Raw genomic sequence first — 25542 nt, 5'->3', positions numbered from 1 at the left:
CCTCGCTGTCAGGCGCTCTTTTTCTGCGGCGGCTGACGGCTGAGCCAATCGTCGAAGCGGATCTGGCCGAGCCGTGCCTTGGCTCCGGTCACGAGCGAATTGTCCTCGAGTTCGACGCCGAAATAGCGGGCGTGCGGATCGGCGACCACCTGGCGCGGATCGTTCGTCGCCTTAAAGAGACGCGTCACGACTTCGGTGAGGCGGACTTTCTCCGGCCCGCCGATCTCGATCGTGCCATTCACAGGCGTGCCGAGCGCCACCTCGGCCATGACGTCTGCGACGTCGTCCGAGGCGATCGGCTGCACGTAGGCCGGCGATAGATGCACGATCTGACCGACGGTGCCTGACTGGGCGATGCCCGCAATGAATTCATGGAACTGGGTTGAGTGCACGATGGTGTAGGGTAACCCAGAGCTCTTGATCAGCTCTTCCTGGGCCATCTTGGCGCGCATATAGCCGCTGCCCTGCAGGCGCTCCATGCCGACGATCGACAGCGCGATATGATGCTTGACGCCGGCGGCGGCCCCTGCCTTGAGCAGATTGCGGCCCGACGTCTGGAAGAATTCCAGGACGGCCTTGTCCTCGAATGAGGGTGAGTTTGCGAGATCGAGCACGACCTGCGCGCCAGCGAGCGCTTCGGCCACGCCCTTGCCGGTGATCGTGTCGACGCCCGAATTCGGCGAAGCCGCCAACACCTCGTGCCCCTTGTTGCGCAATCTTTCCACGGTCTTCGAGCCGATGAGGCCGGTGCCGCCGATAACGACGATTTTCATGGGTAGTCTCCTTGTCCTTTACGAGGAGTTTCCTCTGTTGACTTGCCTTTGTTGTGAAAGCGAGCAGGCGACTGCACGGCGTGGCGAAACCGCGTCCTCGGTGAGTGAAGCGACTTCATCGGGACCGCCGCCGGTACGGCCGGTGTAACCGATGGGCAGAGAATGCGCCCGATCGCGGTCCCAAACTATTCTCCCTCGGTCGCTGTCACACTATGCGAACGCAGTAGACCAACTGGCTCTGCGATGAGCCGGTTGGCTGAAATGGAGGAACATCACGTCAACAGGCATCGGCCGAACCTACCGTTGGGGCAGATGACCGAGCCGGAAGGCAAGGCGTATTCACTGGTCTGCAAGCCGGTACTTCGGCGATCAATCCGCACGATGGAGATAAGAATGACCAAGCGTCTGAACTTCATGGCCCATAAGAACAGCGGCATCGACGGCCTCGTGGCCGTTGAAGCCTGGATTGCGAGAAGTTTCGATCCGAAGCTGCTCGAACTCGTCAAAGTGCGTGTTTCCCAAATGAACGGCTGCGCGCATTGCCTGCATATGCACCGCCAGGACGCGCTGAAGCTCGGCGAAACGGATGACCGGCTGCTGCTTCTAAACGCCTGGCGAGAGTCGCAGCTCTTCAGCATACGGGAGCGGGTGGCGCTCGCCTGGGCCGAGGCTCTTACTCAGATCGCGAAAAGCCATGCGCCGGATGACGTTTATGAAGAGGCGCACGCCAACTTCTCGGATGACAAGCTCGTGGCCCTTTCGATCGGTATTGCGATGATCAATGCCTGGAACAGGCTGGCGATCGGGTTCCGGCTTCAGCATCCGGCCGATCACAAACGCGCCGCCGCCTGACGGTCTGCGCCTTCACCGGGTCAGGAAAGCTGGGCAGCCTCGAACATGGCGGTCAACCCGATGCCTCCGCCGATGCCGATCATGGCCAAGGCAGTCGCGCCAGGCGCCCAGCTTCCGCCGGTATTACGGATCAACTGGCTGTATAGCCGGGTAACGAGGATTGCGCCGGAGGCCCCGAATGGATGGCCGAGCGCAATGGCTCCGCCGTCCTTGTTGATCGCGTCGGCAGGGATAGCGAGCTGGTCCAGCGATGCCAGAACCTGGGCGGCGAAGGCCTCGTTGAATTCGATGGCATTGATGTCGGTGAGCGAGAGCCCGGACTGACGCTGCAGCAACTTCCTGGTCGAGGCGACCGGGCCGATGCCGAGCAGGTTGGGATCCACGCCGGCAGCGGCGCTGTCGATGAAGGCAAGGCCCTTTTCGAGGCCGAGGCTTTTCGCCATGCCACGGCTCATGACGAGCACCAGGCAGGCGCCGTCGTTCAGCGGGCAGGCATTGCCGGCGGTCACCGAACCATCCGCCAGGAAGGCCGGCCGGAGGTTTGCGAGCGCCTGGAGGGATGTAGCCGCGCGTGGGCACTCGTCCCGTTCGATCAGACCGTGGCCGGTGGAAATGTCAACGATCTCGGGGCGAAAGATGCCTGCCTCGGCCGCCGCTACAGCGAGCCTATGGCTGCGCAGAGCGAATTCATCCTGTCTCTGCCGCGATATGCCGAACTGACGGGCGACGTTTTCGGCAGCAACACCCATTTCCGGGTCGCCGATCGTGTCAGGCGAAAACCGGGCGCGCCCAAAAAAACGCGGCGGCGCGCCATTCGCCTTCGGCCTCTCGACGCGCCATGGCGCGGTGCTGACGCTCTCCACGCCGCCGGCCAGAAAACACACGCCGGCTTTCGCCTGGATCAGGCGGGCTGCCATGATGATCGCTTCCAGGCCTGAGCCGCATTGCCGATCGATCGCAACACCTGGAACCGTCATCGGCAGGCCTGCGGCGAGTGCTGCCAGCCGCGCGATATTTCCGCCGCCGCCGGCGGCATTGCCCACCAGCACATCGTCGATGCTTTCGGGCGCAATTCCCGTCTCGGACAGGATCCGATGGATGATCGGCGCAATCAGGTCTTCTGCCGCGACAGTCGCAAGCGATCCGAAAGCCCGGCCGATCGGCGACCGGTAGGCGGCAACCACGACTGGCTGCCAATCCTCGTCAGGCTGAAAGGCGTAGGACACGATCGTCTCCAGAAATCACGGCCTGCTCCACTTGCCCCCTCGAGATCTTCCCGCTGCTCGTCATCGGCCAGGACCTCATATGGTAGAATTGCTTGGGGATCTTGTACTTCCCGAGCATCTGCGCGCAATGATCAGCCAGGATTTTCGGGTCCACCGTCTCTCCCGAGACGACGGCGACGATCCGTTGGCCGAAATAGGCGTCCGACAGTCCGAAGACAACAGCATCCTCTACCCCGGGGCAGGCTTTGAGCGCGCTCTCGACTTCGGCGGGATAAACGTTGTTGCCGCCTGATATCATCATGCCGCCGGCCCTGCCGATCACCCGCAGCATGCCATCGGCATCGAGTTCGCCGAGATCTCCGACCGTCGCTCCCGCTTCTGTGACCCGAAAGGCCTGACCATCGTCGCCCCAAAGATATCCATCAGCGATCAGATCACTCCTGACGAATATGGTTCCCGCCACATCGGTCCCGACGTCGTTCTCATCGGGATCGCGAATGGAAATTTCCACGCCGGGATAGGCTTGTCCCACCCGGTCGATCGGAAAATCGATCTCGCCGCCGACAAGGGTCGAGACCGTCATGAAACCGATCTCGGATGCACCGTAATATTCCCGGAGGCGCGCCTTCGGGAAAAGGCGGCGCATGGATTCCACACCGTTCACATCGAGCTTGGCGCCGGCAGTCAGGACATCGCGCAGGGAGGCCAGGGCAGGTTCGCCCGTCCAGGCCCTTGCAATGCCGGCTATATGGGTGGGTACGGCAACCAGCCGTTCGACTCTTTCCGAAGAGAGTGTGCGTGCGGCCGCGCCCGGATCCCATTTCCGGACCGAATGAAAGGTTGCCCCGGCATCCAAGGCTTCGACCAATGCATAAAGTGCCAGGCCATGCGCGAGCGCCCCCGGGCACATGGTCGACGGCGCATCTTCGAGTTCGAAAACGACGCGTCCGCGATCGAGGCTCCTGCGCCACTGCTCGCGCGAGCGATAATAGGCCTTCGGCTCGGCGGTGGTTCCCGATGTAAAGCCGATCAGGAATATCCCGTCGGCATCGACAGCCAGATCGTCTCCCCCCGCGCCGAGGTCGAAGGGCTCCGCTCCGGCGACGACGACGGGGATGCCGAGTCTTCGAGCAATTTCAGCGCTCGGCCCCGCATCGTCGTCGACGATCAAAACGTCCGGCGCTAGGCGCTCGATGATGCGTTCGACCGTTTCCGACGGCATCATCGGGTCGATGACCGCGCAGGCGTTCGGGAAAGCCGTCGCCGCCGCAAAATACTCGGCAAAGCCGATATGGTTGCCAAGGCTGAGAGCGGCAAGCGTCTCAACGCCGGGCAGATCGAACATGCGGTGGTTCGAGCGGGGGAACTCCTTGAGAAACCGGAAAATTGCCTTGGCGCGCAAATAGAGCTCGCCATAGCTGAGCGAGCGCCCGTTGATCACCAGCGCCGTCTTGTCCGGTGTCTCCGTTGCATGTCGAAGAAGCTGCGCATGGATCGGCATGGACACCCGATGGTTTGAATGATCGGCAATCAGCCGGGAGACAGAGCGGCTCTGGTCCCTTCCGGGATCGGCGTCGGGCGGCTGTCGGAGAGGCCGACGCAGACCCAAACGAAATGCGCCGATGCGCAATGGGCGCCATCGCGCTGGCGAAAGAGTTCTATGGCAAAGGACAGGCTCGTGCGCCCGATTTTCTCCACATCCACCTTTGCCTCGACAACATCATCGAGGTCGATCGGGCTGTGAAAGGTGATCTCCGCCTTCTTCACGTGATAGGCAACGCCGGAGGAAGTGTGACGAAAATGGCTGAGAATTTGCCGTTGCCGCAGGAACTCGACGACCGCATCTTCGCAATAGTCGAGATAACGGGAGTTGTGGACATGACCATAGATGTCGATGTCTCGCATCGAGACCCGGAACGATGCTAAAGGCCTGTCGTCAACGCTCATTCGATCACCAATTCGACGGGGTGATCTAACCGCAGTGTGTGGGGGATGCAATGCAATATCAGGCGGTCGTGCGAAAATTCGGCTCGGCTCAGGATGTCGTCGAGCTCGAGCGGGCTGCGCTGCCGCTGCTGCGGCGTGACCAGGTGAGGGTGCGCCTGCTGGCGCGGGCGATCAATCCGTCCGATATCATCACCATATCAGGAGCTTATAGCGGACGCACGACATTGCCCTTCATTCCCGGCTTCGAAGCGTTCGGCGTGGTCGAACAGTGCGGCGAGGAGGTTCATGGGCTTTCCCCGGGAACACGCGTGCTACCGGTGCGCAGCGCCGGTGGCTGGCAGGAATTCAAGGATACCGATCCCGATTGGTGCCTTCGTGTTCCAGACGATCTCACCGACTTCGAAGCTGCAACGAGCTACGTCAATCCGATGACGGCCTGGTTGATGCTGCATGCCAAGATCGGGCTGAGGCCGGGCATGCGTATTGCCATCAATGCCGCCGCCTCTTCGATCGGAGCGATATTGATCGGTCTCGCCAACGCCGCAGGCGTGGAGCCGGTCGCCATCGTCCGCAGCGAAGGATCACTTGAGCTCCTGCTCGGCCGGGTCGAGGCTGTCATCATCGATAGGGAAGAAAGCGAAAGTGATCTGGTTGCCGAGCTCGCCGGTCGGCATGGGCTCGACGCGGTGCTCGATTGCGTCGGAGGCGCGCGCGCCGCAGTCCTCGCCGATGCGCTGCGGCCGGGCGGACGCTTCGTGCATTACGGCCTGCTTTCGGGCCAAAGCATTCCGAATTCATTCTGGGCGTCCCATCCCGATATTTCCTTTTCCTATTTTCACCTCAGGGAATGGGTTCATTCCGAAGCTATGGACGACGTGCAGCACGCCTATTCCAAGGTCGCGGCGCAGATCGTTTCGAAGGTCATCGAGACTGAGATACGGGAGGTATTCCCCTTGGAAAAGGTCCGGCAAGCCCTGCAGTCCGCGCTTCCCTTGCGAACGGGCGGCAAGGTGCTCCTGGCCTGATAGGGCTTCGCCCTAGGCGTCTTCGTGCCGTTGCCGCGCGATGGTAATTGCCGCATGGTTCTGCTCGGCCCATCCGATCAGGGTTTTCATGGGGATGAGGAAGGATCGCCCCAGCTCCGTCAGTTCGTATTCGACGCGAGGCGGAACCTGCGGATAGACGGTGCGCCGCACGAAGCCGTCCTGCTCCAGATGCTTCAACGTCTTGGAGAGCATCTGTTTCGAGATGTCCCCGATCTCGCGCATCAGCTCGTTGAAGCGTTTCTTTTCGCCTTCCAGTGCCTCGAGGGTGAGCAGGCTCCATTGGTCGCCGATACGATCGAGCACGCCTCTGATCGGGCATCCCGCCCCGGGCTGTTGTTTCGGCTCGTCCGTTTCCTTGGGCATGCTCCGTCCTCGGTCATCGTCGGCTGACCTTGCCACTAAAACCTGCCTTCTTGCTCGGCATGCCGCGGTTTCATAGACCAGCTCTCATAGTCTTCTTTCTAGACTAGATCGCGAATCCACACCAAGGAGCTTGATCATGACATTCGGGAAATCGCTTTTTGCACTCGTCATTTTGGCAGGTGTCGCCGCGCCGGCCGGCGCTTTTGCTGAATCGGCCTCGCGGGATTTGAAGATCGAGGAAGCCAACCGGAAGCTGGTGGTGGAATTCTACGACAGGTTCTTCAACAAGCACGATATCGAGGCCGCCTCGGTCGTCGCTGACGACTACCGGCAGCACAATCCCCAAGTTCCCGACGGGAAGAAGCCTTTGATTTCCTTCTTCACCGGCTTCTTCAAGGAGAATGCCCAATCGAAGGCCGAAATCGTCCGCAGCGCCGCCGATGGCGATCTCGTCTGGCTGCATGTGCACGCGACGAACGGCGCCGACGACCGCGGCCAGGCGATCGTCGATATTTTCCGCGTCAAGGACGGCAAGATCGTCGAGCACTGGGACGTGATCCAGGCCGTTCCGAAAGAGGCGGCAAACAAGAACACCATGTTCTGAGTTGTGCGGGGCCGGCGTCCTGACTGGCCCCCATTGTCGGCGCGATCCGCATCAATCAATCCGGGGACGCTCCGATTTCGGCGTTGTCAGTCCGTGTTTGGCAAGCTCCAGGGTCAGGATGCGGGTTTCGAGAAGGTTGAAGATGCGCAGAATGGCCTCGATCGCATCGAAGGGCTTCGTCAGAAAGTCCTTCGCGCCGAGAGAAAGCGCCCGCCGGCGCGTCGGCAAGGTCGCATCGGCAGTAAGCACCAGGATCGGCAGATAGCTGTTTTCCGGGATGAGCCTCGCAAAGGTCTCCAGCAGCGCGAAACCGTCCAGATCGGGCATCATCAGATCGAGAAGAACAAGATCGACAGGATGTTCGCGAAAGAGCCGCAAGGCCTCGCGTGGTTCGGTGGTGCTGATCAGCGCCGTAAAGCCTTCGCGCTTGAGGATACGCTCCAGCAGCGAGACATTGGCGGGCTCGTCGTCGACGATGAGGATTGTCGATCGGCGCACGATATCGGTGGAATCTGTCATGGACCAAACTCGTCAAAAGCCATGCCGAACTGATATCAAGGGGCGCGGCCGAATCAAGGGCAATGCCATTACGGCGGGCTTCCTATCGCAACCCGCCTTTGTACCGCCGCAGGCGGGCGCGGCAGATCGACGTGGAACGTGGCGCCGCCTTCTCGATTGCTGAAGCCGAGCGTGCCGCCCATGGCGTCGATCAGATGTTTCGACAGCGCTAGCCCGAGACCAGTTCCCTCCTGATTGATCCGTTCAGCGCCCAGCCGGTCAAACGGGGTGAAAAGCCGGGAGACGCGTTCGGCCGGAATGCCGGGACCGGTATCGCTGACCTCGATGCGGATACGGCCGCCATCCATCGCGCGGTGGCTGACGGTTACGCTTCCCCGGGGGCGATTGTATTTCACTCCATTGGAGAGGAGGTTGAGGAACACCTGCAGCAGACGCCGTCGGTCGGCGAGTACCGAAAGATCCGGCTCGGCCGGCTCGACGACCTCGATCGTGATCTGCTGCTTGCCGCAGAGCGGTCTTGCAAGCGACACGGCTTCATCGATCACCTCGGCGACGGGCTGTGCTTCGACAGCGAGATCCATGTGCCCGGCCTCGATCCTCGCCATGTCGAGAACCTCGTCGATGAGGCTGAGCAAATGCCGTCCGGCCCTCAAGATCTGCGCGACGCTCTCCCTGGACTCGGTATCGGTGACGTCCATTTCCAGAAGCTGCGCGAAACCGAGCACGGAATTGAGCGGCGTGCGCAGTTCGTGGCTCATGCGCGACAGAAATTCGCTCTTGGCGTTACTCGCGCGGATCGCGTCCTCACGGGCACCAAGCAGGGCTTCTTCGATTTGCTTGCGCTCGGTTATATCGCGCGTGATCTTGGAAAAGCCGCGCAACCGCCCCGTCTCGTCATGGAGTGCGGTCACGACGACGTGCGACCAGAATTGCGATCCGTCCTTGCGAACGCGCCGGCCTTCCGTTTCGGTGCGTCCGTGAAGAGCTGCTTCCGCAAGCTCTTCTGCCGGAAATGTGTCCCTGGTTTCCTTGGGATAGAAGCGGGAAAAATGCTGCCCGACGATCTCCTCGGCGCCATAACCGGTGATCCGCTCGGCACCCGCATTCCAGCTTATCACCCGTCCTGAAGTATCGAGCCCGAAGATGCCGTAGTCGCTGACGCCTTCGACCAGTTGCCGAAAACGCTCCTCGCTCTCGGTCAGGTCCGCCTCGCGTTTTTTCAGAAGGACACTCGCATCTTCGAGCGCCTGTCCGAGGCTCCCGAGTTCATCACGGAAGGGATCCGCCAACGTCACGACCTCGCCTTGCGACAGCCGATGCGCCTCAGCTTTCAGCGCATGCACACGGCGCACGATGCTTGCCGAAAACAGGAAGACGGCGACAAGCGCGCCGGCAAAACCAAGAAAGCCGGCTGCGATCATCAGGCTTCGCGACAGAGTGCGAACCCGGTCCGCGGCCTCGGTCCTCGCATGAAGCAGATCCGCCTCCCGCCGGCTCATCGCGTCGATTTCCTGTCTCAGCTCATCGAGGACCTGCTTGCCCTCGATGAGCTTGGCCGCAAGGTCCTCGCGCCCGCCGGCGCGCAGGATGTCGGCCTGTTTCAGGAGTTGGAGACGATCGACTTTCGCGACGACGAGCGTGCGGATGCGTTCGAGGCGCATCTTTTTGCTCTTCATCCCGCAACCGCCGACCGACCTCGTCGAGCACGACGGGCAGCCTGTCTTCGGCCCGGTTGAAGGGATCGAGAAAATCGGTTCTGCCGGTCAGCAGATAACCGCGCATCGCGGTGGCCGCTTCCGCGATCGAGGCGTGGATCTCCTGAATGCCCGACTGAATCTCGAGCGTGACCCGCACCTGATCCTCGGCAATCCGGCTTTGCCGGTCGGCAACGAAGACGGAAGCGAGAGCCGCCAGCAGCAGCGCCAGCGGCACGGTGATGATGACGATGCCCTTCGCCCTCAGCGGCAGATCGGCGAAACGCAGGGTCAAGGCTCTTCATCCCGGGATGTTGCGACGAGCCCGCCGCGAACGGCCATGACCGCGGCCTGCGTCCGGTCGCCGGCGCCCAGCTTGCCGATGATGCGCTCGACGTGGATCTTCACGGTACCGGGCGAGATCTTCAGGGTCCTGGCGATCTCCTTGTTGGTCAGGCCCTCGGCCACTTTCGACAAGACTTCACGCTCCCGGATCGTTAGCGTCTCCAGGGCGCTGCTGTTGGTCTGCGGCTTGGTGGCGGCGCGGCGCAACAGCTTGGCGACGAGCGGACCGTCGAAAAAGGCGTCGTCCTGAAGGACGCGGCGGATTGTGCGCAGAATGTCTTCCCGGCTGGCGTCCTTGAGCAGGTAACCCGTTGCGCCTGCTTCGATCGCCGCTTCCAGATAATCGAGGCTGTCATGCATCGTAATGATCATGACGCGTGTGCCGGGCGACACGCGCCGGATCTCCCGCGTCGCGGCGAGGCCGTCCATACGCGGCATGCGGATGTCGAGGAGTGCCAGATCCGGCTTGTGGTGAGCTGCGGCCTCCACCGCTTCGACGCCGTCGCGCACATCTAAGGCGACATGGAAGTCGTCCTGACCGCCGATCATGGCGATAAGACCTGCGCGGGCGATGTCATGATCGTCGGCGACAAGGATCGATGCCGTCATTCTGATGTCGTCTCCTGCGCAAGGGGGGCGGCGGCGCGGACATGCGTGCCGCCCGAAGACCCGGCCTCGATCTCGATCCGGCCGCCGAGCAGCGCCAGCCGTTCACGCATGCCGACGATGCCGAGTTGCCCGCCCCGCATCTGGGGATGGCGCAACTCGCCGATGCCCTTGCCATCATCGATAACTTCGAGATGCGCTTCGCCCTTGCCGTCCTCGAAGAGGCGCACGACCAAGCGGCTTGCCTCGGCGTGCTTGATCACATTGGTGATCGCTTCCTGCGCGACGCGATAGAAGATGATCCCGGTCGATATCGGCCAGCGGTCGGAGGCGGCATCGAGGTCGGCGATCACTTCGAGACCGTCGATCGCATCGAGACGCGTGCGCAGGGCCGCGGCGACACCGAGATCATCGAGTTCGGGCGGGCGAAGATCGGCGATGGCCGCCCTGAGATCGGCAACGGAATGGCGCGCCAGTGCAGCGAGTTGGTCGATCTCGGGCTTTAGGACATGCGCCTCGCCGATACGGGCCGCAAGGTCCTGCAGGCGATAGCTGAGGCCTGCAGCCAGCTGCGCCGAGCCGTCGTGAAGATCGAGCGCCACCCGCTGCCGCTCCTGTTCCTGCGCCTGGATCAATTGCGCGACAAGGGCCGCGAGTTCACTTCGCTGCCGCTGGAGATCGCCGAGAAGCGCCTGGTTTTCCGCTGCCTGCCGGTTAAGATTGTAGGCGTCGGCCAGTTGGCCCGCCACCACCTCCAATGTCTGCCGATCGTCGGCATCGATGGCGCGCGTTTTCGACGATCCGATGATCGTCAAATAGAGATCGGATCCGTCCTGCGAGGCAAACAAGATGTTATCGCTTTCCGGGCTCGTCGACTTGCCCACCGTCAGTTGGATAGGCGCTTTTTCCTGGAATGAGGGGAAAACGAGGCTGGCGATCGATGCTCCCGCGAAGTCGGCAAGCCGGGACAGAACTTCCTGGGCAGCCGTTTCGAATGCCGCGGCATCGAGCAGATTCTGCACTTCGATGATGAAACGCAGACGAGCCGCCCGCGCTTCCGCCGCCCGATAAAGCGCCCTCAGTTCCGCGACACCAGGCGAATGCGTCGTACTTGTATCGCGCTCCAAACAGGACTGCTCCGAAGATGAATGACGCCGGCACGATAGTCATTCCGGCGGGAATGTCATCTATGCCGTTCGGCAGACCCGATCGGAGCCACCCGGCAGATGGGGCGGCGGCACTGGGCGCCTTAGATGTCGATCATGCGGTCGACCGATGCGATGTCCGCCGGAACCGCCACATAGGAAGTCAAAATGCGTACCATCATTGCTGCTGCCCTCGTTCTCGGTTTCGTTCAGGTCCAGTCGGCCGCGGCGGCTGCCGAAACCGCAACCTGTGCGCCGACAAGCGAGGCGGAAATCGCCGAGCTCTTCGACCGCTGGAATGCCTCGCTCGCGACGCTGAGCCCCCAGGAAGTCGCCAAGAATTACAGTGAAGACTCAGTGCTGCTCGCGACGCTGTCGAACAAGCCCCGCCTCACCCAGGCCGAACGGATCGATTATTTCGAGCATTTCCTGGCAAATGAGCCCAAGGGCCATGTCGACAGCCGCGACATCAAGATCGGCTGCAACTGGGCCGTCGACCTCGGCACTTACACCTTCACCATGAAAAACGGTTCGAAGGTTCCCGCCCGCTACACCTATACCTATGAGTTCAAGGACGGGAACTGGCTGATCACCTCGCACCACTCTTCGATGATGCCGGAGAAGTAAGGCTTCACCAGCCTGCCGGTCCGGCAGGGAGATCCCGTATTCGCCTCACGCGGGATCTCCTGACTGCCAGCCACTCGGTCGTCGCTCCCTCGCGCTATTGCCTCCGGTCGATGGCAGCGATTCCTTGGCGCTGCGGTCACTTTTTGCCGAACAGCAGCAGTACGGTTCGAAGCTTTGACGGCTAAGCGGGATCGGGAGTAGCATCCATGCGGCAGCGGCAAGGTGGTCAAAGCGGCCGGCCCGGTGGAGATGCAATGATGAAGCACAAACCTTTCCTCCTGACGTTCGCGGCGCTGGCATTTTGTTCCGCATGGCCAATTTCTAACGTTTTCGCTGCCGCGCAGGCTATCTTCTGGAGCGCTTTACGGCCGGCCGATCAGGCCAAGGCGACGGTGCCGCTGTCGGGCAAGGCGGTGAGCGGCCCACAGGGCGAAACACTCGCCTGGCATGGCGAGGAGCATCCGATCGAATTGACGGGCTTCGTTCTGCCGATCGACCAGGACGGCGATCTTGTCTACGAATTCATGCTGGTGCCTTGGGCCGGAGCCTGCAGCCACATGCCTTCCCCTCCGCCCAACCAACTGGTTCGTGTCGTTCCGGAAGAGCCTTTGCACCTGGCAAGAATGTACGAGACCGTCACCGTGACGGGTACCCTGCGGCCCGGCCTGGATCAGGCGCAATTCTTCATGGTCGACGGTGACCGCGTCCTCACCTACGGCTACAGCATAAACCACGCCCAGGTAGCGACTGTAACGGCGACGACCGATCCCGATCTGCTGTCATTTTCACCTTTCGGCATTCTGCCTCGCAAGTAGAAGGCGCAGAGACGGTGCTGCGCACTGTCCTGCCGGAGCAAAAAATCTCGAATGAGTTCCGTCAATGGCGTATATACAGTGACATATATACAAGCCTCGGAGAGCACGATGCCGCAATATGCGCGCGTATTCCAATCCGGCAATTCGCAAGCCGTCCGGCTGCCGAAGGAGTTCCGCTTCGACGTCGACCAGGTGGAGGTGACGCGGGAAGGCGATGCTGTGATCCTTCGGCCACGGGCCGATCGCGGCATGCGGTGGGCATCGTTGCATAGCGCCTTGGAGCGCGGCCTCAGCGACGATTTCATGGCGGAAGGGCGAGAGCAGCCGAAGGGGCAAGAGAGGCCTGGTCTTGAGGATCTGTTCAAGTGACACCCATCTCATCGACTGGACGGTCGGGCGGTAGGTCCGGTCTCCGATGAAAGATGCCCGGGCGCAGCCGAAACTGCGCCCGGGCAAAATGCTGCCGATCAGACGAGATCGAAACGATCGGCGTTCATGACCTTGGTCCAGGCCGCGACGAAGTCCTTGACGAACTTCTGCTTGGCGTCGGACTGGCCGTAGACTTCGGCAAAGGCGCGAAGCTGCGAGTGGGAGCCGAAGATCAGGTCGACGCGGGTGCCGGTCCACTTGACTTCGTTCGTGTTGCGGTCGCGCCCTTCGTAAACGCCTTCCCGGCCGGCGACGGGCGACCACTGCGTGGCCATGTCGAGCAGGTTGACGAAGAAGTCGTTCGTCAGCGTTTCCGGACGGGACGTGAAGACGCCATGTTCGGGCGCACCGACCTTCAGCACACGCAGGCCGCCGACGAGAACAGTCATTTCAGGTCCGGTCAGCGTCAGCAGCTGGGCGCGGTCCACCAGGGCCTCTTCCGGCTTCATGAACTGCCGGCCGCCGATGTAGTTGCGGAAACCATCAGCCCGGGGTTTCAGCGCCGCGAAAGAATGCGCGTCGGTCTGTGCCTCGGAAGCGTCCATGCGGCCCGGCGTGAACGGCACGCTGACGGCATGACCGCCGGCCGCTGCCGCCTTTTCCACACCGGCTGAACCACCCAGAACGATCAGGTCGGCGAGCGAGATCTTCTTCGCCCCGGTCTGGGCGGCGTTGAAGTTTTTCTGGATGCCTTCGAGAACGCCGAGGACCTTGGCGAGCTGTGCCGGCTGGTTGACTTCCCAGTCCTTCTGCGGGGGAAGGCGGATACGCGCGCCATTGGCGCCGCCACGCTTGTCGGAGCCGCGGAAGGTCGAGGCGGACGCCCAGGCGGTCGAGACCAGTTCCTGCACGGTGAGGCCCGTTGCGAGCACCTTTGCCTTGAGGTCGGCGATATCCTTGTCGTCCACAAGCGCATGATCGACGGCCGGGATCACGTCCTGCCAGATCAGGTCTTCGGCCGGAACCTCCGGACCGAGGTAACGCACCTTCGGTCCCATGTCGCGGTGGGTCAGCTTGAACCATGCGCGGGCGAAGGCATCAGCGAACTCGGCAGGGTTCTCAAGGAAGCGGCGCGAGATCTTTTCGTAGATGGGATCGAAACGCAATGCCAGGTCGCTGGTCAGCATGGTCGGCAGATGCTTCTTCGACGGATCATAGGCATCCGGAATGGAGGCATCGGCGTTCTTGGCCTGCCACTGATGCGCGCCGCCCGGGCTCTTGGTCAGCTCCCATTCGAAAGCGAACAGGTTTTCGAAGAAGTAGTTGCTCCACTGGGTCGGCGTCTGGGTCCAGGTCACTTCGAGGCCGCTGCCGATGGCATCGCGACCGACGCCGGTGTTGAACTTGCTGGTCCAGCCCAGACCCTGAGCTTCGAGCTCGCCGCCTTCCGGGTCGACACCGACGAACGACGGATCGCCAGCGCCATGGGTCTTGCCGAAGGTGTGACCACCGGCGATCAGCGCCACGGTTTCTTCGTCGTTCATCGCCATACGGGCGAAGGTTTCACGGATGTCGCGGGCGGATGCCAGCGGATCCGGAGTGCCGTTAGGGCCTTCCGGGTTGACATAGATGAGGCCCATCTGCACGGCGCCAAGCGGCTCTGCCAGCTCGCGTTCGCCACTGTAGCGTTCGTCACCCAGCCAGGTTCCCTCAGGACCCCAGTAGAGCTCTTCCGGCTCCCAGACGTCGGCGCGCCCGCCGGCGAAACCGAAGGTCTTGAAACCCATGGATTCGAGCGCGACGTTGCCGGTGAGAATCAACAGGTCAGCCCAGGAGATCCTGTTGCCGTATTTCTGCTTGATCGGCCACAGCAGGCGGCGGGCCTTGTCGAGGTTCACGTTATCAGGCCAGCTGTTGAGCGGCGCAAAACGCTGCTGGCCGGCCCCGGCGCCGCCGCGGCCATCGGTGATGCGGTATGTGCCGGCGCTGTGCCAGGCCATGCGGATGAACAGGCCGCCGTAATGGCCGAAATCGGCCGGCCACCAGTCCTGCGAATCCGTCATCAACGCGTGAAGATCCTTCTTCAGGCCGTCGAGATCGAGCTTCTTGAACTCCTCGGCATAATCGAAGGCCTGGCCGAGGGGGTCGGCGCGGCCGGAATTCTGGTGAAGAATCTGCACGTTCAGCTGGTTCGGCCACCAGTCGCGATTGGATCTGCCGCGAGGCGTATTGCCGTGCGCAACAGGACATTTGCCTGCGCTATCAGTGGGATTGTCCATGATCGTCTCCTTGATTGCTTGATCTGTCTGCGGTGCAAAAAGATGAGCCGAGCTGGCGCCCCACTCTCTCCCTGCAGTCTTCATATCGGATGCGCTTCATAAATTTAAGTTGGATTTACTGATCGTTGCGATAAGCTGAGGTTATGAAGAACCTTACCCTGAAACAGCTACGTTATTTTGAAGCACTGGCAAGAGATGGCCGCTTCCGACGTGCTGCCGACGCCTGTGCGATCTCCCAGCCGGCATTATCAATGCAGATCAAAGAACTTGAGCAGGAGCTGGCCGGTGAGCTTTTCGAGCGCAATGCGCGTGAGGTGAAGCTGACCGCTTTCGGCCAGACCGTCGCTCTCAGGATCCGCGATATCCTGCGTGGCGTGGACGAACTGGCGGACCTGGCGCGCGCCGCGCGCGATCCTTTCCTGACGCGGCTGCGCATCGGCATCATCCCGACGATTGCGCCCTATCTGTTGCCGGCAATCATCAACGATCTGAACAGGAGCTTTGCAGGCATTCAGATCGAAGTGCGCGAAACGCAGACGTCGAAGCTGGTTCAGGAGCTGGCGCAAGGCCAGCTCGACACCGCAATCGTTGCCTTGCCCGTGTCGGAACCCTCCCTGGCAGAACTCGAGCTCTTCAAGGAAGAGTTCGTGCTGGTGCGGCGGCCCGAAGACGAGGGTAAGCCGGTGCCCGAACGTGAAGCGCTGCGCGAAATGCGGTTGCTGCTGCTCGAGGAAGGCCACTGCTTCCGCGACCAGGCCTTGTCGTTCTGCAAGATAGGGCAAGCCCGTCCTCGCGAAGTCATGGAAGGCAGCTCTCTCTCCACCCTGGTCCAGATGGTCAGCGCCGGTCTCGGCATCACCTTGATTCCCGAGATGGCCGTTCCCCTCGAAACGCGCTCGGCGCACGTCTCGATCTCCCGTTTTCAGTCTCCGCAGCCGTCGCGAACGATCGGCATGATCTGGCGCAATTCGACGCCGATGGCCAAACAGTTCCAGCAGGTTTCCGAGGCGGTTCGCCGGTCGGCCGACAGCATGCGCGAACAGTATGCCGCCCGGTGATGGACCTGATATGGCCCCGCCTCAAGATCGCCGTTTGAACGTATGCTCCGTTGCCGGAAACTGTCGCGATCGGACCTCGTCGGCATAAGCGGCAGCGGCGGCCGAAATCCTCTTGCCGAGTTCGTCGTAGCGCTTGACGAAGCGCGGGGTGAAATCGTTGAAGAGCCCCAGAATGTCGTCGGAAACCAGAACCTGACCGTCGCAGGCGGAAGAAGCGCCGATGCCGATGGTCGGGACGTGCATGGCGGACGTCACCTCGCGGGCGAGCGGCTCCACCGTGCCCTCGATGACGACGGCAAAGGCTCCCGAGCCGCCGATGGCGTGGGCATCGCGGCGGATCTTCGACGTCTCGTGTTCGGAATGACCGACGGACCGATAGCCGCCTGCGGTTTGGACCTGCTGCGGCATCAGGCCGATATGGCCCATAACCGGAATCCCCCGCTTGGTCAGAAAGGCGATGGTCTCGGCCATCTCCTCGCCGCCCTCCAGCTTGACGGCATCACAGCCGGTTTCCTGCAGGATGCGGACAGCATTGCGGAAGGCGATCTCCTTGGATTCCTGATAGCTGCCGAACGGCATGTCGACGACAACGCAGGCCTTGCCGACGCCGCGCATCACCGCCTTGCCGTGCGCGATCATCATGTCGAGCGTCACTCCGATGGTGGACTCCATGCCGTAGAGCACCATGCCGAGCGAATCCCCGACCAGCAGGAGGTCGCAATGCTCATCGAGCAGCCGCGCCATGGGCGTCGTATAGGCGGTCAGGCAGACGATCGGCTTGCCGCCCTTCATGGCTGAGATGTGCCTTGGCGTAAGGCGCTTCTGAACTCCGACGGCACTCATCTTGTCACTCCCTTTCCCGGCAAGCCCGGCCGGCCGATAGTCCTGTTGTCGAGCAGCCGTGTCGAGCCGACCCGCACGAAGAGCGCCACGACGACAGGTTCTGCGATCGACGTGACCGGCTGCAGTGTCGAGGCATCCCTGACGGCGACGACTTCAGGCTTTGCCAGCGGCTCGCGATTGAGAAATGCCGTGAGCCTTGCCTCGAGTTCCACCGGATCGGTCAGGCCGCCGGCGACCAGACGCTCGGCCTCGTCAAGGGTCTGAGGGACGATCACCGCGGCATGCCGCTCCGCCTCGCTGAGATAGACGTTGCGCGACGACAATGCGAGGCCGTCGCTGTCCCTGACCGTCGGCACCGATATCACGCGCACCGGCACGGCCAGATCGTCCACCATGCGCTTGATGATGACGACCTGCTGGTAATCCTTCTCTCCGAAATAGGCGGTTTGCGGCTGCACGATGTTGAAAAGCTTGCAGACGACAGTGGCGACGCCGGCAAAATGCCCAGGCCGTACCGCCCCTTCGAGTTCGCGCCCGAGATCGGGAACGTCGACGACAGCAAGCATCGGGCGGGGATACATGTCCTCGACGCCAGGCGAAAAAAGAAAATTGACGCCGGCTTGCCTCAGCATGGCGGCATCGCGTTCCAGATCGCGCGGATATTTGCTGAGATCTTCCGCCGGGCCGAACTGCAGCGGATTGACGAAAATCGAGACGACGACGATGTCGTTCTCGGCGCGAGCGCGCGAGACGAGCTCCATATGACCGGCATGGAGATAGCCCATCGTCGGAACAAGGCCGACGGTCCGCCCCTGCCGCTTCAGCGCATCGAGCGTGTGGCGCAGCTCGTCAATGCTCGAGAAAACCCGCATATATCCTCCCCTGGCCGGTCACTCCATCTTGGGCGCGGATAAGAAGTGTAATCGATGCGGCAGGTCAATGCATATTCCTCGATAAAAACGATTAGATGAAACGCCAGCCGATGACACCGGACCATATCAGCCCAGGGGAACGGCTTTTCGCCATATGGCTGCTGTTCCGCGTCTCATCTGCTTGCAGTGGAACCGACGATGTGCGACTTCCGTTACTCGCCCTGTCCGTCAATATACCATCACAGTCGATCGCTATGGACGTTACATGGAGGACGCATGGACAAGCCCTGGAAGATCAGCCGCGGACCGATTGCGGCAACCGAACTCGACGTGGAGAAGGCAAACGCGATCAATGTGCTGTTGATCCGGCCGGTCGGCGTCCTTCCGGCCAAGGCGGGAGATCCTGTCCTTCCTTTTGCCGTCGGCCTTTTCAATGAACTCCGCCCGCTCTTGAAGCCCGATGCCGGCGTCACGACGCTCAGGCGAGCGACCGCGGCCTATGTCCACTGCCGGCGCTACTATTTCGCCAGCGCCCAACCCGATTCCATGCGCCATAGTCTTGAGGGTGAACCTGTCGAACCACTGTCGTCCGAAGACCGGTTGGTCGCGCAGAAACGCTTCCTGAGTCTCAAGCAGACCACCGGCAAAGCCGACGCGCCCGAAGAGACAGCACCGGTTCCCACTCCCCTGTTGAGCAAAAGCCAACAGATCCGCGCAGCCCTCCTCGGCAAAAGGAACGCCGCCAGCTAGAGCAGGATGACAGCTTTCCTCAATAAAAGAGCTTTCGGGGGCCGGGGGCGCGGAAAACGCGCCCCCGGCCGGCGCCGACCGAAGGGGAGGGGCAATCGGCCGGGTCAGTTCAACGGTGCTTCGCCTGATGTGATCCGCTGCTCGTCCGCGCCAAACAGGTGGACGGTATCGTGGATCGGCGCGATCCTCAGCACCTCGCCGGGGGCTGCCCTGATCCGCTCCCTAAAGACGCAGGTCAGCGTCTGTGTCCCCAGCCGGACGATGACCAGCGTTTCCGAGCCCGTCGGCTCGACGACCACCGTCGTGACCTCGATACCGCCCGGGTCCAACCGGATATGCTCGGGTCGAATACCGTAGGTCACGGCTGCAGGCGGATGCCGGTCGCTCGGCAGGAGCAGGCCGTCGGCGGTTCGAAACCCATCTTCCGTCATGTTGCCACTGATGAAATTCATCGCCGGGGAGCCAATGAAGCCGGCGACGAAAAGATTGTTCGGACGATCGTACAATTCCAGCGGAGAACCCGACTGCTCGATCAGGCCGTCCTTCATGACGACGATCTTGTCGGCCATGGTCATGGCTTCGATCTGGTCATGGGTGACATAAATGGTCGTCGTCTGCAGCCGTTGATGCAGTTCCTTGATCTCCGAGCGCATCTGCACTCTGAGTTTGGCGTCGAGGTTCGACAGGGGCTCGTCGAAGAGAAAGACGGCCGGGTCCCGCACGATCGCCCGCCCCATCGCCACACGCTGTCTCTGGCCACCCGACAATTGCTTGGGGTATCTCTCGAGGAGACTTTCGAGACCGAGGATCTTCGCGGCGTTGCCGACCCGCTGATCGATCTCGGTCCTCGGCATCCGTTTCAGCCGTAGCGAAAAGCCCATGTTCTTGGCAACGGTCATATGCGGGTAGAGCGCATAATTCTGAAACACCATGGCGATGTCCCGGTCCTTGGGGGCAAGCTCGTTGACGATATGCTTGCCGATCTGGATCTGCCCCGAGGTGATGCCCTCGAGGCCCGCAATCATCCTCAAGAGCGTGGATTTGCCGCAGCCCGAGGGGCCGACCAGAACGACGAACTCGCCGTCGCCGATATCGACCGATACGCCTTTGATGGCTTTGAACGCGCCGTAATCCTTGCGCGCATTGTTGACCGAAACATGGGCCATTACCGTCCTCCCGAAATCGCTATCAAAGTCCGCTCAGGACATTTCTCAAATAATCAAGGCCGAGGCGCTCGCCGTCTTTGCGCGCGGCTAAGTCCTTGCCCGGCCAGCCATAGGCGGCATCCTCGTGTTCGATCGACAGCGTGCCGTCGAATCCGGCCCCGCGGGCTTGGCGCAGAAACCTCGGCCAATCGATGAGGCCGAGCCCTGGCAGCTTGTATTGCCACCAGCCCTTGCCGTGATAGCCGACAGCCTGCAGGCTCTCCCGATCGATTGCCGTGTCCTTGGCATGAAGGATGGCGATGCGATCCTTCACCGCCTCCATCGCCTGATAGGGATCGACGCCGATGCGAATGAGGTGCGAGGGATCGAATTCCAGGCCGAAGCGGGCGTCGTCGATCCTATGAAAGAGCTCCCGCCACCCTTTTGGCGTCGTACCGATGAAATTGTCCTTCGGACCCGGCCAGTTCTCGATTGCGAAGGTCAGGCCATAGGGCTGCGTCTCTTCGATCAGCCCGTTGGCGAAATCGGCGAAGTCATCATAATTGGCTTCGTCGTTTGCCGTGTCGTCCCGGCCCGGGAAGATCACGAAGATCGGGACACCTGCTTGCCCGATCGCGCCGGCAAATTCGGCGGTCTTCGCCCGAAGTGCCTTTCGTTTTGCCCGGTCGGCATCGAGCTGATTGCCGAAATAAGTGATCGACGACACGAAGAGGTTGCGGCTGCGCGCGAGCGCGACGGCGGCCTCCACCCGATCGGGCGTCTTGATATGACCGCCGACGTCGATCTCGATGGCGTCGAACCCGGCCGACGCGGCGAAATCCACCACTTCCTCAAGGGGACGATCGTTGAATGTCGAGGTGTAAAAGCCGATCCTCACCAAAATCCTCCCATCTTCACCAAAATCTGCGGGCCTTGCCGACCGTTTCAACTGTTCAGGCGATCCATGTTCTTGAGTGGCGAGCGCGTGCGTTGAGCAGGGTCTGCCGATGCGAGCATCAGGGCCGCTGCCATCGGCATGACCGCCGCCCCCATGGCAGAGGCATCCTCTCCGAGCGAGGCGCGATGAAGCGAGGGAAGGTTGGTGTCCTCGGCATCGAGATGCTCGTGCACATAACGCAGCAACTCGTCGACGATGCGAATCGGCAATCGGCCGCCGACGAGGACGGCGTCGGGGTCGACGACCATGCCGATGTGCTTGACGGCAACTGCCAGATGCGCGCTCATTTCCTTCAGCCACTGCGACACGAGGCGCCTGCCATGCCCATCCAACGTCAGGAGATCGTGCGGAACACTCACCTCGACGCCGTGCCGCGCGAGGAAATCATAGAGGAAGAACAACGAGAATATCTCGCCGAGAAGCTGGACCTTAAGGGCCTTCCCGTCACCACCGTCGGCGATCGGCAGCCAGCCGATTTCGCCGCTGAGGCCCATGGCGCCGCGATGACCGTTACCGTCGAGCACGAGGCCGCCACCCGGGCATGGATTGATGGCGATGTAGAAGAAGCTGCTGCTTTCAGCACCCAGTCCGTAATCGAGTTCGGCAAGGGCTGCGGCATTGGCCTCGTTTTCGATAAAGACGGGATGCTGTGTCAGGTTCTCCAGTGCGGCGCGCACATCGAATGCCGTCCATTCCTGATAAGCCTCGGGCTTGCCGAGGAGCGAAATTTCGCCAAGCCAATCCGGCATCGCCAGACCTATGCCGGCGAGGCGCGCGTCGTCGATGAGCCGGCTGCGCTGGAAATGCGAAATCGCATCGGCGGTGAGCTGCAGAAATTCCGCCGGCAGGATGAAGCGTTTCTCGTGATGCACGCGGGCACGGACATTGCCGACGGCATCAACGGCCAGGATCGTCAGATGGTCGCGATCGATGTTGATGCCGATGGCAAAACAGGCATCCGGATTGATTTCGAGTTCGATCGCCGGCTGACCTCTCAACCCATGCCGCCGGCGGGCTTCCATGATCAGGCCCTCGTCAAGCAGGCGATCGACGATCCGGGCGATCGCCGGCTTGGTAAAACCCGTCCGCCTGGCGATTTCAGCCCGCGAAATCGGCGCCTGGCGATGGATGCAGCGCAGGACGACGGCCCTGTTGTGCTCGCCTGCATCTTCGACATTGGCGCCCGTCAGATCGGGGGACAGCCTGGCGCCGAGTGTCTGGTTCATGCTCGAAATCCTTCCTTGCGCATAGCCTGAACCGCTCATCCCTTGACCGCGCCGCTGGTCATCGCACCGAGGATCAGCCGCTGGAGCGACAGGAAGGCGACGATCGCCGGAACGACCGCGATCAGGCAGGCGGCGGCAAGCAGCTGGATGGACGAGTCGGTTTGCATACCGCGGAAGTTAAAGATCCCGACGCCGATCGGCATCAGGTCATTTTTCGTCAGCAACAGAAAAGGCACCAGAAATTGCGACCAGCCGGCAATCACCGTGATGATGAAGACAGAGGCGATGCCCGGCGCCGATAATGGCAGAATGATGCGCCAGAAGACCGAAAATCGATTGCAGCCATCGATCATCGCCGCTTCGTCGAGGCTGCGCGGGATGCCGTCGACCGTGCTCTTCAGGAGCCAGGTCGCCAGCGGAACGCCAAGCGCGATATAGACCATGACGACGGCAAAATGCGTATCCAGCAGGCCGAGGCGGTTCATGTAGCGGTAGAGCGGCACCATGATGACAAGCGGCGAGATCATCTGGAACAGCAGCAAGCCCATCATCGACAGGCCCTTGCCCCGGAATTGAAAGCGGGAAAAGGCGTAAGCCGCGGGCAGTGCGACGATCAGGACGCCCAGTCCGCTGATGGCGGCAAGCTTGAGGCCGTTCCAGAGATAGATCGGAAAGTAGCTGTTGTTGAGAACGGTGATGAAATTGTCGATGGTGGGATTGTTTGGAATATATCGCGCCGCGCCGCGATAGATCTCGCGCTTGTCGCGCATCGCCATCGACAGGAGATAGGTGAGGGGGCCGGCGAAGAACACGAACATTACCAGCATGAACAGATAGCTCATGGCATCGCCGAGCCGCGTTCCGGTCCGTCCACTCATTGCTCTTCCTCCTTCGGCAGGAACGACGCATAGATAAAGGCGAGCCCGAGGCTGATGATCAGCATGAGCACGGAGAGCACGCTGCCGCCGGACAGGTCGTAGTTTCTAAAGACGATATTGAAGACGTAGAGCGAGATGACCTCGGTCGCACGCCCCGGACCGCCGCCCGTCAGCGTGATGATCGCATCGAAGGTATTCACCGTCTGGATCGTAATGAGGATCATGTTGACGAGGATTGCCGCGCGCAGCTGCGGAAGCGTCACGAAGAAAAACTGCTGCGATGCCGTCGCACCGTCGACCTCCGCCGCTTCATAGAGCGAGGGATCGATCGACTTCAGCGCCGCATACATGACGACCATCGAAAATGCCGTTCCGCGCCATATGTTGGAGATGAGAGTAGACCACGGTGCGATTGCGGGATCCGAGAGCCAGGCGACCGTCGGCATGTGCATCAACCGCAGAATACTGTTCAGCGCACCATAAGGCGCTTCGGAAAAGAGCATTTGCCAGATGATGCCGCCGGCAATTCCGGGGACAACCCAGGCAACCAGCGCCGTCGTCCTCAAAATGGTGGTGCCGAACAGGCCGCGCTTTTCGCCGCGGATAACCACGACGGCGACCGCAAGGCCTAAAATCTGCTGGCCGATGACGCTGCCGCCGACGAAGATCAGGGTCGCCCACAAAATGTCAGGCAGTTGCGGCGAGCTCAGAGCATTGGTGATCGATCCGAGCGTATAATCCTGATTGTCGCCGATCAGCGTGGCATTGGTGAATGAAAGCCTGAAAACGTCGATGACGGGATAAAGATAGAAGATGCCGATGACGACGATCACGGGCATGATCCAGGGCAGGGGCGCACCGGCAAAACGGCGCATGAACGTTCTGCTTTGAGGCGGGCTGTCAGCCTCGATGGCAATGGGGCTCATTGGCTTCTCTGTCCGGGTTTGGCATTTGAGCACGACTGACCTGTTCGTGCCGGTGGCTGCCCCTCACCCTAACCCTCTCCCCGCTCGCGGGGAGAGGGGACGTGCCCTGCGAGAGGTAGATGGGTATGGAGAGATCGCGGCACATCCCTTCTCCCCGCAAGCGGGGAGAAGGTGGCGGCAGCCGGATGAGGGGCAGGTCGCGATTTAGCCGTGGCATCACAGACGCTTGTAAGCTTCCAGCGCCGCGTTGAAGGCCGCATTCAAGGCGTCTTCCGGCTTTTTGGTCCCCGAGAGCACGTCGCCCATCATGATCTGGATCTGGTTGGATATTTCGGGATAGATCGGCACACCCGGGCGTGCCTGTCCATCGATCAGAGCCGCGGCGAAGGTCTTGTTGGCTTCGGTGGAGAAGACCTCATATTTGTCGAATAGCGACTTCCTGGTCGGCAACTGCTGCTGCAGCGCATTTGCCGGCCCCATATAGACCTCGCGTGCGAGGTTGGCGCACATCTCGACCTTGTCCTTATCCTTGCTGAAGGAGGCGATCGTCCAGCCACCGGTGCCGGTCGAACGCTGATCGGCGCTGGGACCGGGGATCGGCGAGAAGGTCCAATTGTTGAATTCGTCCTCTTCGAGCGTGGCCTTCAGCTGCGCATATTGCCAGTTGCCGCCGATGAAGAGAGCCGTCGTCGCCGCGGCGGCCGCCGCATTCATATCGTCATAATTCGCGATCGTGCTGACGCGCTTGGGCGCGGCACCGGAATCGACGAGATCCTTAAAATAATTTAGCGCCTTCAGGAATTTCTCTTTATTCTCGCCTTCGCCGAATACTGGTTTGCCTGAGTCGTCGACGAGCTTGCCGCCGAGCGCCCAATAATTTGCGAGCCAGTCGAACGTCGTCCCCTCCCAGCGCCCGCCATTGAAGAGAACGCCTTCCATGCCTTCCTTGGTGGAAGCGAGCGCGGCCGTTTTCAGGTCGTCCCATGTTTGCGGCGCATCCGCAACGATCGACTTGTTGCGGTAGAGCACACGAAGGTCGGTATCCCACCACCAGGCGCGGACCTTCTGGTCCTTATCCGTGATGCCGCTGCGGATGAAGGGGAACAGGTCATCCACTTCCTCCTTCGAAAAATACGGCGTGAAGTCCGCAAGAACATTATTGACCATGAACTGCGAGAGGACGAAAGAGTCGACGGCAGCGCAGTCAGGCGCATTGCCGGCTTTGGCCTGCTCCAGCATCTTGGCCTGTTCGGTGCCGATGTCCGAGGACATGAATTGCAGCTGCAACTTCCAGTCCGGATACTTCTTGATGAAATCGACGAAGAGCTTCTGATAGCCCTCGGCGATCGCCGGATCCGAATTGTTGGGACTGTCGTTCGTCAGACGGACGACGAGGGATTTTGGCGCATCGGCAAGGCCGATCCTGTCCTTCGTGGCAAGTTCCTGGGCAAATGAAACGGATGCTGAAAATAACATTGTGCTCAGCGCAAATGCGCTGACGGTGGCGCTCTTCATGATGGGTCTCCTCCCCATTTTGAACGGATACAGCCTTGGCGGTCAGTTGACCTCTCCTCATTTCCGTGCTGCATTAATTAGATTAAGTTACTTTGATTTGATGTCAAGCCACAGCTTGGAAGGCCAGAACCTGGGAGGTTGAGATGCTGGCGACGATCAAC

Annotated in this window: 27 protein-coding genes; 8 read left to right on the top strand and 19 right to left on the bottom strand. The window is 61.3% G+C overall.

Features of this window, described 5'->3' with window-relative positions:
* Positions 1–8: 8 nt before the first annotated feature.
* Positions 9–773: an SDR family oxidoreductase gene (locus V8P77_RS17470; RefSeq protein ID WP_335913565.1), complete on the bottom strand. Its 765-nt coding sequence runs from the start codon at positions 771–773 to the stop codon at positions 9–11.
* Between the two features lie 393 nt (positions 774–1166).
* Between V8P77_RS17470 and V8P77_RS17465 the strand changes: the two genes are divergently transcribed.
* Entirely contained in the window at positions 1167–1625 is a 459-nt protein-coding gene (locus tag V8P77_RS17465) for a carboxymuconolactone decarboxylase family protein (RefSeq protein WP_335913564.1), read from the top strand.
* A 20-nt stretch (positions 1626–1645) separates the two neighbouring features.
* Here the strand turns inward: V8P77_RS17465 and V8P77_RS17460 are convergent, their stop codons facing one another.
* The 3 genes from V8P77_RS17460 to V8P77_RS17450 are packed head-to-tail and all read right to left on the bottom strand — an operon-like array spanning position 1646 to position 4798.
* Complete coding sequence (locus V8P77_RS17460) at positions 1646–2851, bottom strand: thiolase family protein (protein ID WP_335913563.1); 1206 nt, start codon at positions 2849–2851, stop codon at positions 1646–1648.
* On the bottom strand, positions 2829–4352 hold the full coding sequence (locus V8P77_RS17455; RefSeq protein WP_335913562.1) for a class I adenylate-forming enzyme family protein: 1524 nt from the start codon (positions 4350–4352) through the stop codon (positions 2829–2831). Before V8P77_RS17455 ends, V8P77_RS17460 begins: the two co-directional genes overlap by 23 nt.
* A 29-nt stretch (positions 4353–4381) precedes the next feature.
* Positions 4382–4798 carry an acyl-CoA thioesterase gene (locus tag V8P77_RS17450; protein ID WP_131641011.1) on the bottom strand — a complete coding sequence of 139 codons (417 nt, stop codon included), beginning with the start codon at positions 4796–4798 and terminating at the stop codon, positions 4382–4384.
* Between the two features lie 50 nt (positions 4799–4848).
* Here V8P77_RS17450 and V8P77_RS17445 point away from each other — a divergent pair, with 50 nt between their 5' ends.
* Positions 4849–5823: a zinc-dependent alcohol dehydrogenase family protein gene (locus tag V8P77_RS17445; protein WP_335913561.1), complete on the top strand. Its 975-nt coding sequence runs from the start codon at positions 4849–4851 to the stop codon at positions 5821–5823.
* Positions 5824–5835: 12 nt separating this feature from the next.
* Here V8P77_RS17445 and V8P77_RS17440 read toward each other — a convergent pair whose 3' ends face one another.
* Positions 5836–6207: a winged helix-turn-helix transcriptional regulator gene (locus V8P77_RS17440; RefSeq protein WP_335913560.1), complete on the bottom strand. Its 372-nt coding sequence runs from the start codon at positions 6205–6207 to the stop codon at positions 5836–5838.
* Between the two features lie 136 nt (positions 6208–6343).
* Between V8P77_RS17440 and V8P77_RS17435 the strand changes: the two genes are divergently transcribed.
* Positions 6344–6811: a nuclear transport factor 2 family protein gene (locus tag V8P77_RS17435; protein WP_131641014.1), complete on the top strand. Its 468-nt coding sequence runs from the start codon at positions 6344–6346 to the stop codon at positions 6809–6811.
* A gap of 51 nt (positions 6812–6862) precedes the next feature.
* Here the strand turns inward: V8P77_RS17435 and V8P77_RS17430 are convergent, their stop codons facing one another.
* From V8P77_RS17430 to V8P77_RS17410, 5 genes are all read right to left on the bottom strand, one after another.
* Positions 6863–7330, bottom strand: coding sequence for a response regulator (locus tag V8P77_RS17430; RefSeq protein ID WP_029874570.1), 468 nt, complete (start codon positions 7328–7330; stop codon positions 6863–6865).
* A 68-nt stretch (positions 7331–7398) separates the two neighbouring features.
* Positions 7399–8751 (bottom strand): two-component system sensor histidine kinase NtrB, encoded by a 1353-nt coding sequence (locus V8P77_RS17425; RefSeq protein WP_335913660.1) that lies wholly within the window; start codon positions 8749–8751, stop codon positions 7399–7401.
* 100 nt (positions 8752–8851) lie between these two features.
* Complete coding sequence (locus V8P77_RS17420; RefSeq protein ID WP_335913559.1) at positions 8852–9319, bottom strand: CHASE3 domain-containing protein; 468 nt, start codon at positions 9317–9319, stop codon at positions 8852–8854.
* On the bottom strand, positions 9316–9978 hold the full coding sequence (locus V8P77_RS17415; protein ID WP_335913558.1) for a response regulator: 663 nt from the start codon (positions 9976–9978) through the stop codon (positions 9316–9318). The genes V8P77_RS17420 and V8P77_RS17415 overlap by 4 nt, the downstream gene beginning before the upstream one ends.
* Positions 9975–11102 (bottom strand): sensor histidine kinase, encoded by a 1128-nt coding sequence (locus tag V8P77_RS17410; protein WP_335913557.1) that lies wholly within the window; start codon positions 11100–11102, stop codon positions 9975–9977. The genes V8P77_RS17415 and V8P77_RS17410 overlap by 4 nt, the downstream gene beginning before the upstream one ends.
* A gap of 186 nt (positions 11103–11288) precedes the next feature.
* On the opposite strand from V8P77_RS17410, the gene V8P77_RS17405 reads away from it, so the two are divergent.
* The 3 genes from V8P77_RS17405 to V8P77_RS17395 all read left to right on the top strand — a co-directional run bounded on the left by V8P77_RS17405 (position 11289) and on the right by V8P77_RS17395 (position 12931).
* On the top strand, positions 11289–11747 hold the full coding sequence (locus V8P77_RS17405) for an SgcJ/EcaC family oxidoreductase (protein ID WP_335913556.1): 459 nt from the start codon (positions 11289–11291) through the stop codon (positions 11745–11747).
* Between the two features lie 254 nt (positions 11748–12001).
* Positions 12002–12562, top strand: a complete 561-nt coding sequence (locus V8P77_RS17400) for a DUF3299 domain-containing protein (protein WP_335913555.1) — start codon at positions 12002–12004, stop codon at positions 12560–12562.
* 108 nt (positions 12563–12670) lie between these two features.
* Complete coding sequence (locus V8P77_RS17395; protein ID WP_335913554.1) at positions 12671–12931, top strand: antitoxin; 261 nt, start codon at positions 12671–12673, stop codon at positions 12929–12931.
* 98 nt (positions 12932–13029) lie between these two features.
* On the opposite strand, the gene katG is transcribed toward V8P77_RS17395, so the two are convergent.
* Complete coding sequence (gene katG, locus V8P77_RS17390) at positions 13030–15210, bottom strand: catalase/peroxidase HPI (RefSeq protein ID WP_335913553.1); 2181 nt, start codon at positions 15208–15210, stop codon at positions 13030–13032.
* Positions 15211–15353: 143 nt separating this feature from the next.
* Here katG and V8P77_RS17385 point away from each other — a divergent pair, with 143 nt between their 5' ends.
* Entirely contained in the window at positions 15354–16268 is a 915-nt protein-coding gene (locus tag V8P77_RS17385; protein ID WP_335913552.1) for a hydrogen peroxide-inducible genes activator, read from the top strand.
* A gap of 21 nt (positions 16269–16289) precedes the next feature.
* Here the strand turns inward: V8P77_RS17385 and panB are convergent, their stop codons facing one another.
* Together panB and panC are read right to left on the bottom strand one after the other, a co-directional pair.
* Positions 16290–17111 carry a 3-methyl-2-oxobutanoate hydroxymethyltransferase gene (panB, locus tag V8P77_RS17380; protein WP_335913551.1) on the bottom strand — a complete coding sequence of 274 codons (822 nt, stop codon included), beginning with the start codon at positions 17109–17111 and terminating at the stop codon, positions 16290–16292.
* Positions 17108–17983 (bottom strand): pantoate--beta-alanine ligase, encoded by an 876-nt coding sequence (panC, locus tag V8P77_RS17375; RefSeq protein WP_335913550.1) that lies wholly within the window; start codon positions 17981–17983, stop codon positions 17108–17110. The genes panB and panC overlap by 4 nt, the downstream gene beginning before the upstream one ends.
* A gap of 276 nt (positions 17984–18259) precedes the next feature.
* On the opposite strand from panC, the gene V8P77_RS17370 reads away from it, so the two are divergent.
* Positions 18260–18733, top strand: coding sequence for a ProQ/FINO family protein (locus V8P77_RS17370; RefSeq protein WP_335913549.1), 474 nt, complete (start codon positions 18260–18262; stop codon positions 18731–18733).
* Positions 18734–18837: 104 nt separating this feature from the next.
* On the opposite strand, the gene V8P77_RS17365 is transcribed toward V8P77_RS17370, so the two are convergent.
* The 6 genes from V8P77_RS17365 to V8P77_RS17340 all read right to left on the bottom strand — a co-directional run bounded on the left by V8P77_RS17365 (position 18838) and on the right by V8P77_RS17340 (position 25381).
* Positions 18838–19899: an ABC transporter ATP-binding protein gene (locus tag V8P77_RS17365; RefSeq protein WP_222008678.1), complete on the bottom strand. Its 1062-nt coding sequence runs from the start codon at positions 19897–19899 to the stop codon at positions 18838–18840.
* A gap of 22 nt (positions 19900–19921) precedes the next feature.
* Entirely contained in the window at positions 19922–20776 is an 855-nt protein-coding gene (locus tag V8P77_RS17360; protein WP_335913548.1) for a sugar phosphate isomerase/epimerase family protein, read from the bottom strand.
* Positions 20777–20823: 47 nt separating this feature from the next.
* Entirely contained in the window at positions 20824–22062 is a 1239-nt protein-coding gene (locus V8P77_RS17355; protein ID WP_335913547.1) for an ROK family transcriptional regulator, read from the bottom strand.
* Between the two features lie 35 nt (positions 22063–22097).
* The gene (locus V8P77_RS17350; protein ID WP_335913546.1) at positions 22098–22940 is read right to left on the bottom strand and encodes a carbohydrate ABC transporter permease; all 843 of its coding nucleotides are present in this window, start codon (positions 22938–22940) and stop codon (positions 22098–22100) included.
* A complete protein-coding gene (locus V8P77_RS17345; protein WP_020047456.1) occupies positions 22937–23866 on the bottom strand; it encodes a carbohydrate ABC transporter permease in 930 nt (309 codons plus the stop codon). The genes V8P77_RS17350 and V8P77_RS17345 overlap by 4 nt, the downstream gene beginning before the upstream one ends.
* A gap of 216 nt (positions 23867–24082) precedes the next feature.
* A complete protein-coding gene (locus tag V8P77_RS17340; RefSeq protein WP_335913545.1) occupies positions 24083–25381 on the bottom strand; it encodes a type 2 periplasmic-binding domain-containing protein in 1299 nt (432 codons plus the stop codon).
* Between the last annotated feature and the right edge of the window lie 161 nt (positions 25382–25542).

Source organism: Rhizobium aouanii, from assembly GCF_037002925.1.
GTDB lineage: Bacteria > Pseudomonadota > Alphaproteobacteria > Rhizobiales > Rhizobiaceae > Rhizobium > Rhizobium aouanii.
This window is presented reverse-complemented; position numbering and strand designations above follow the sequence as displayed.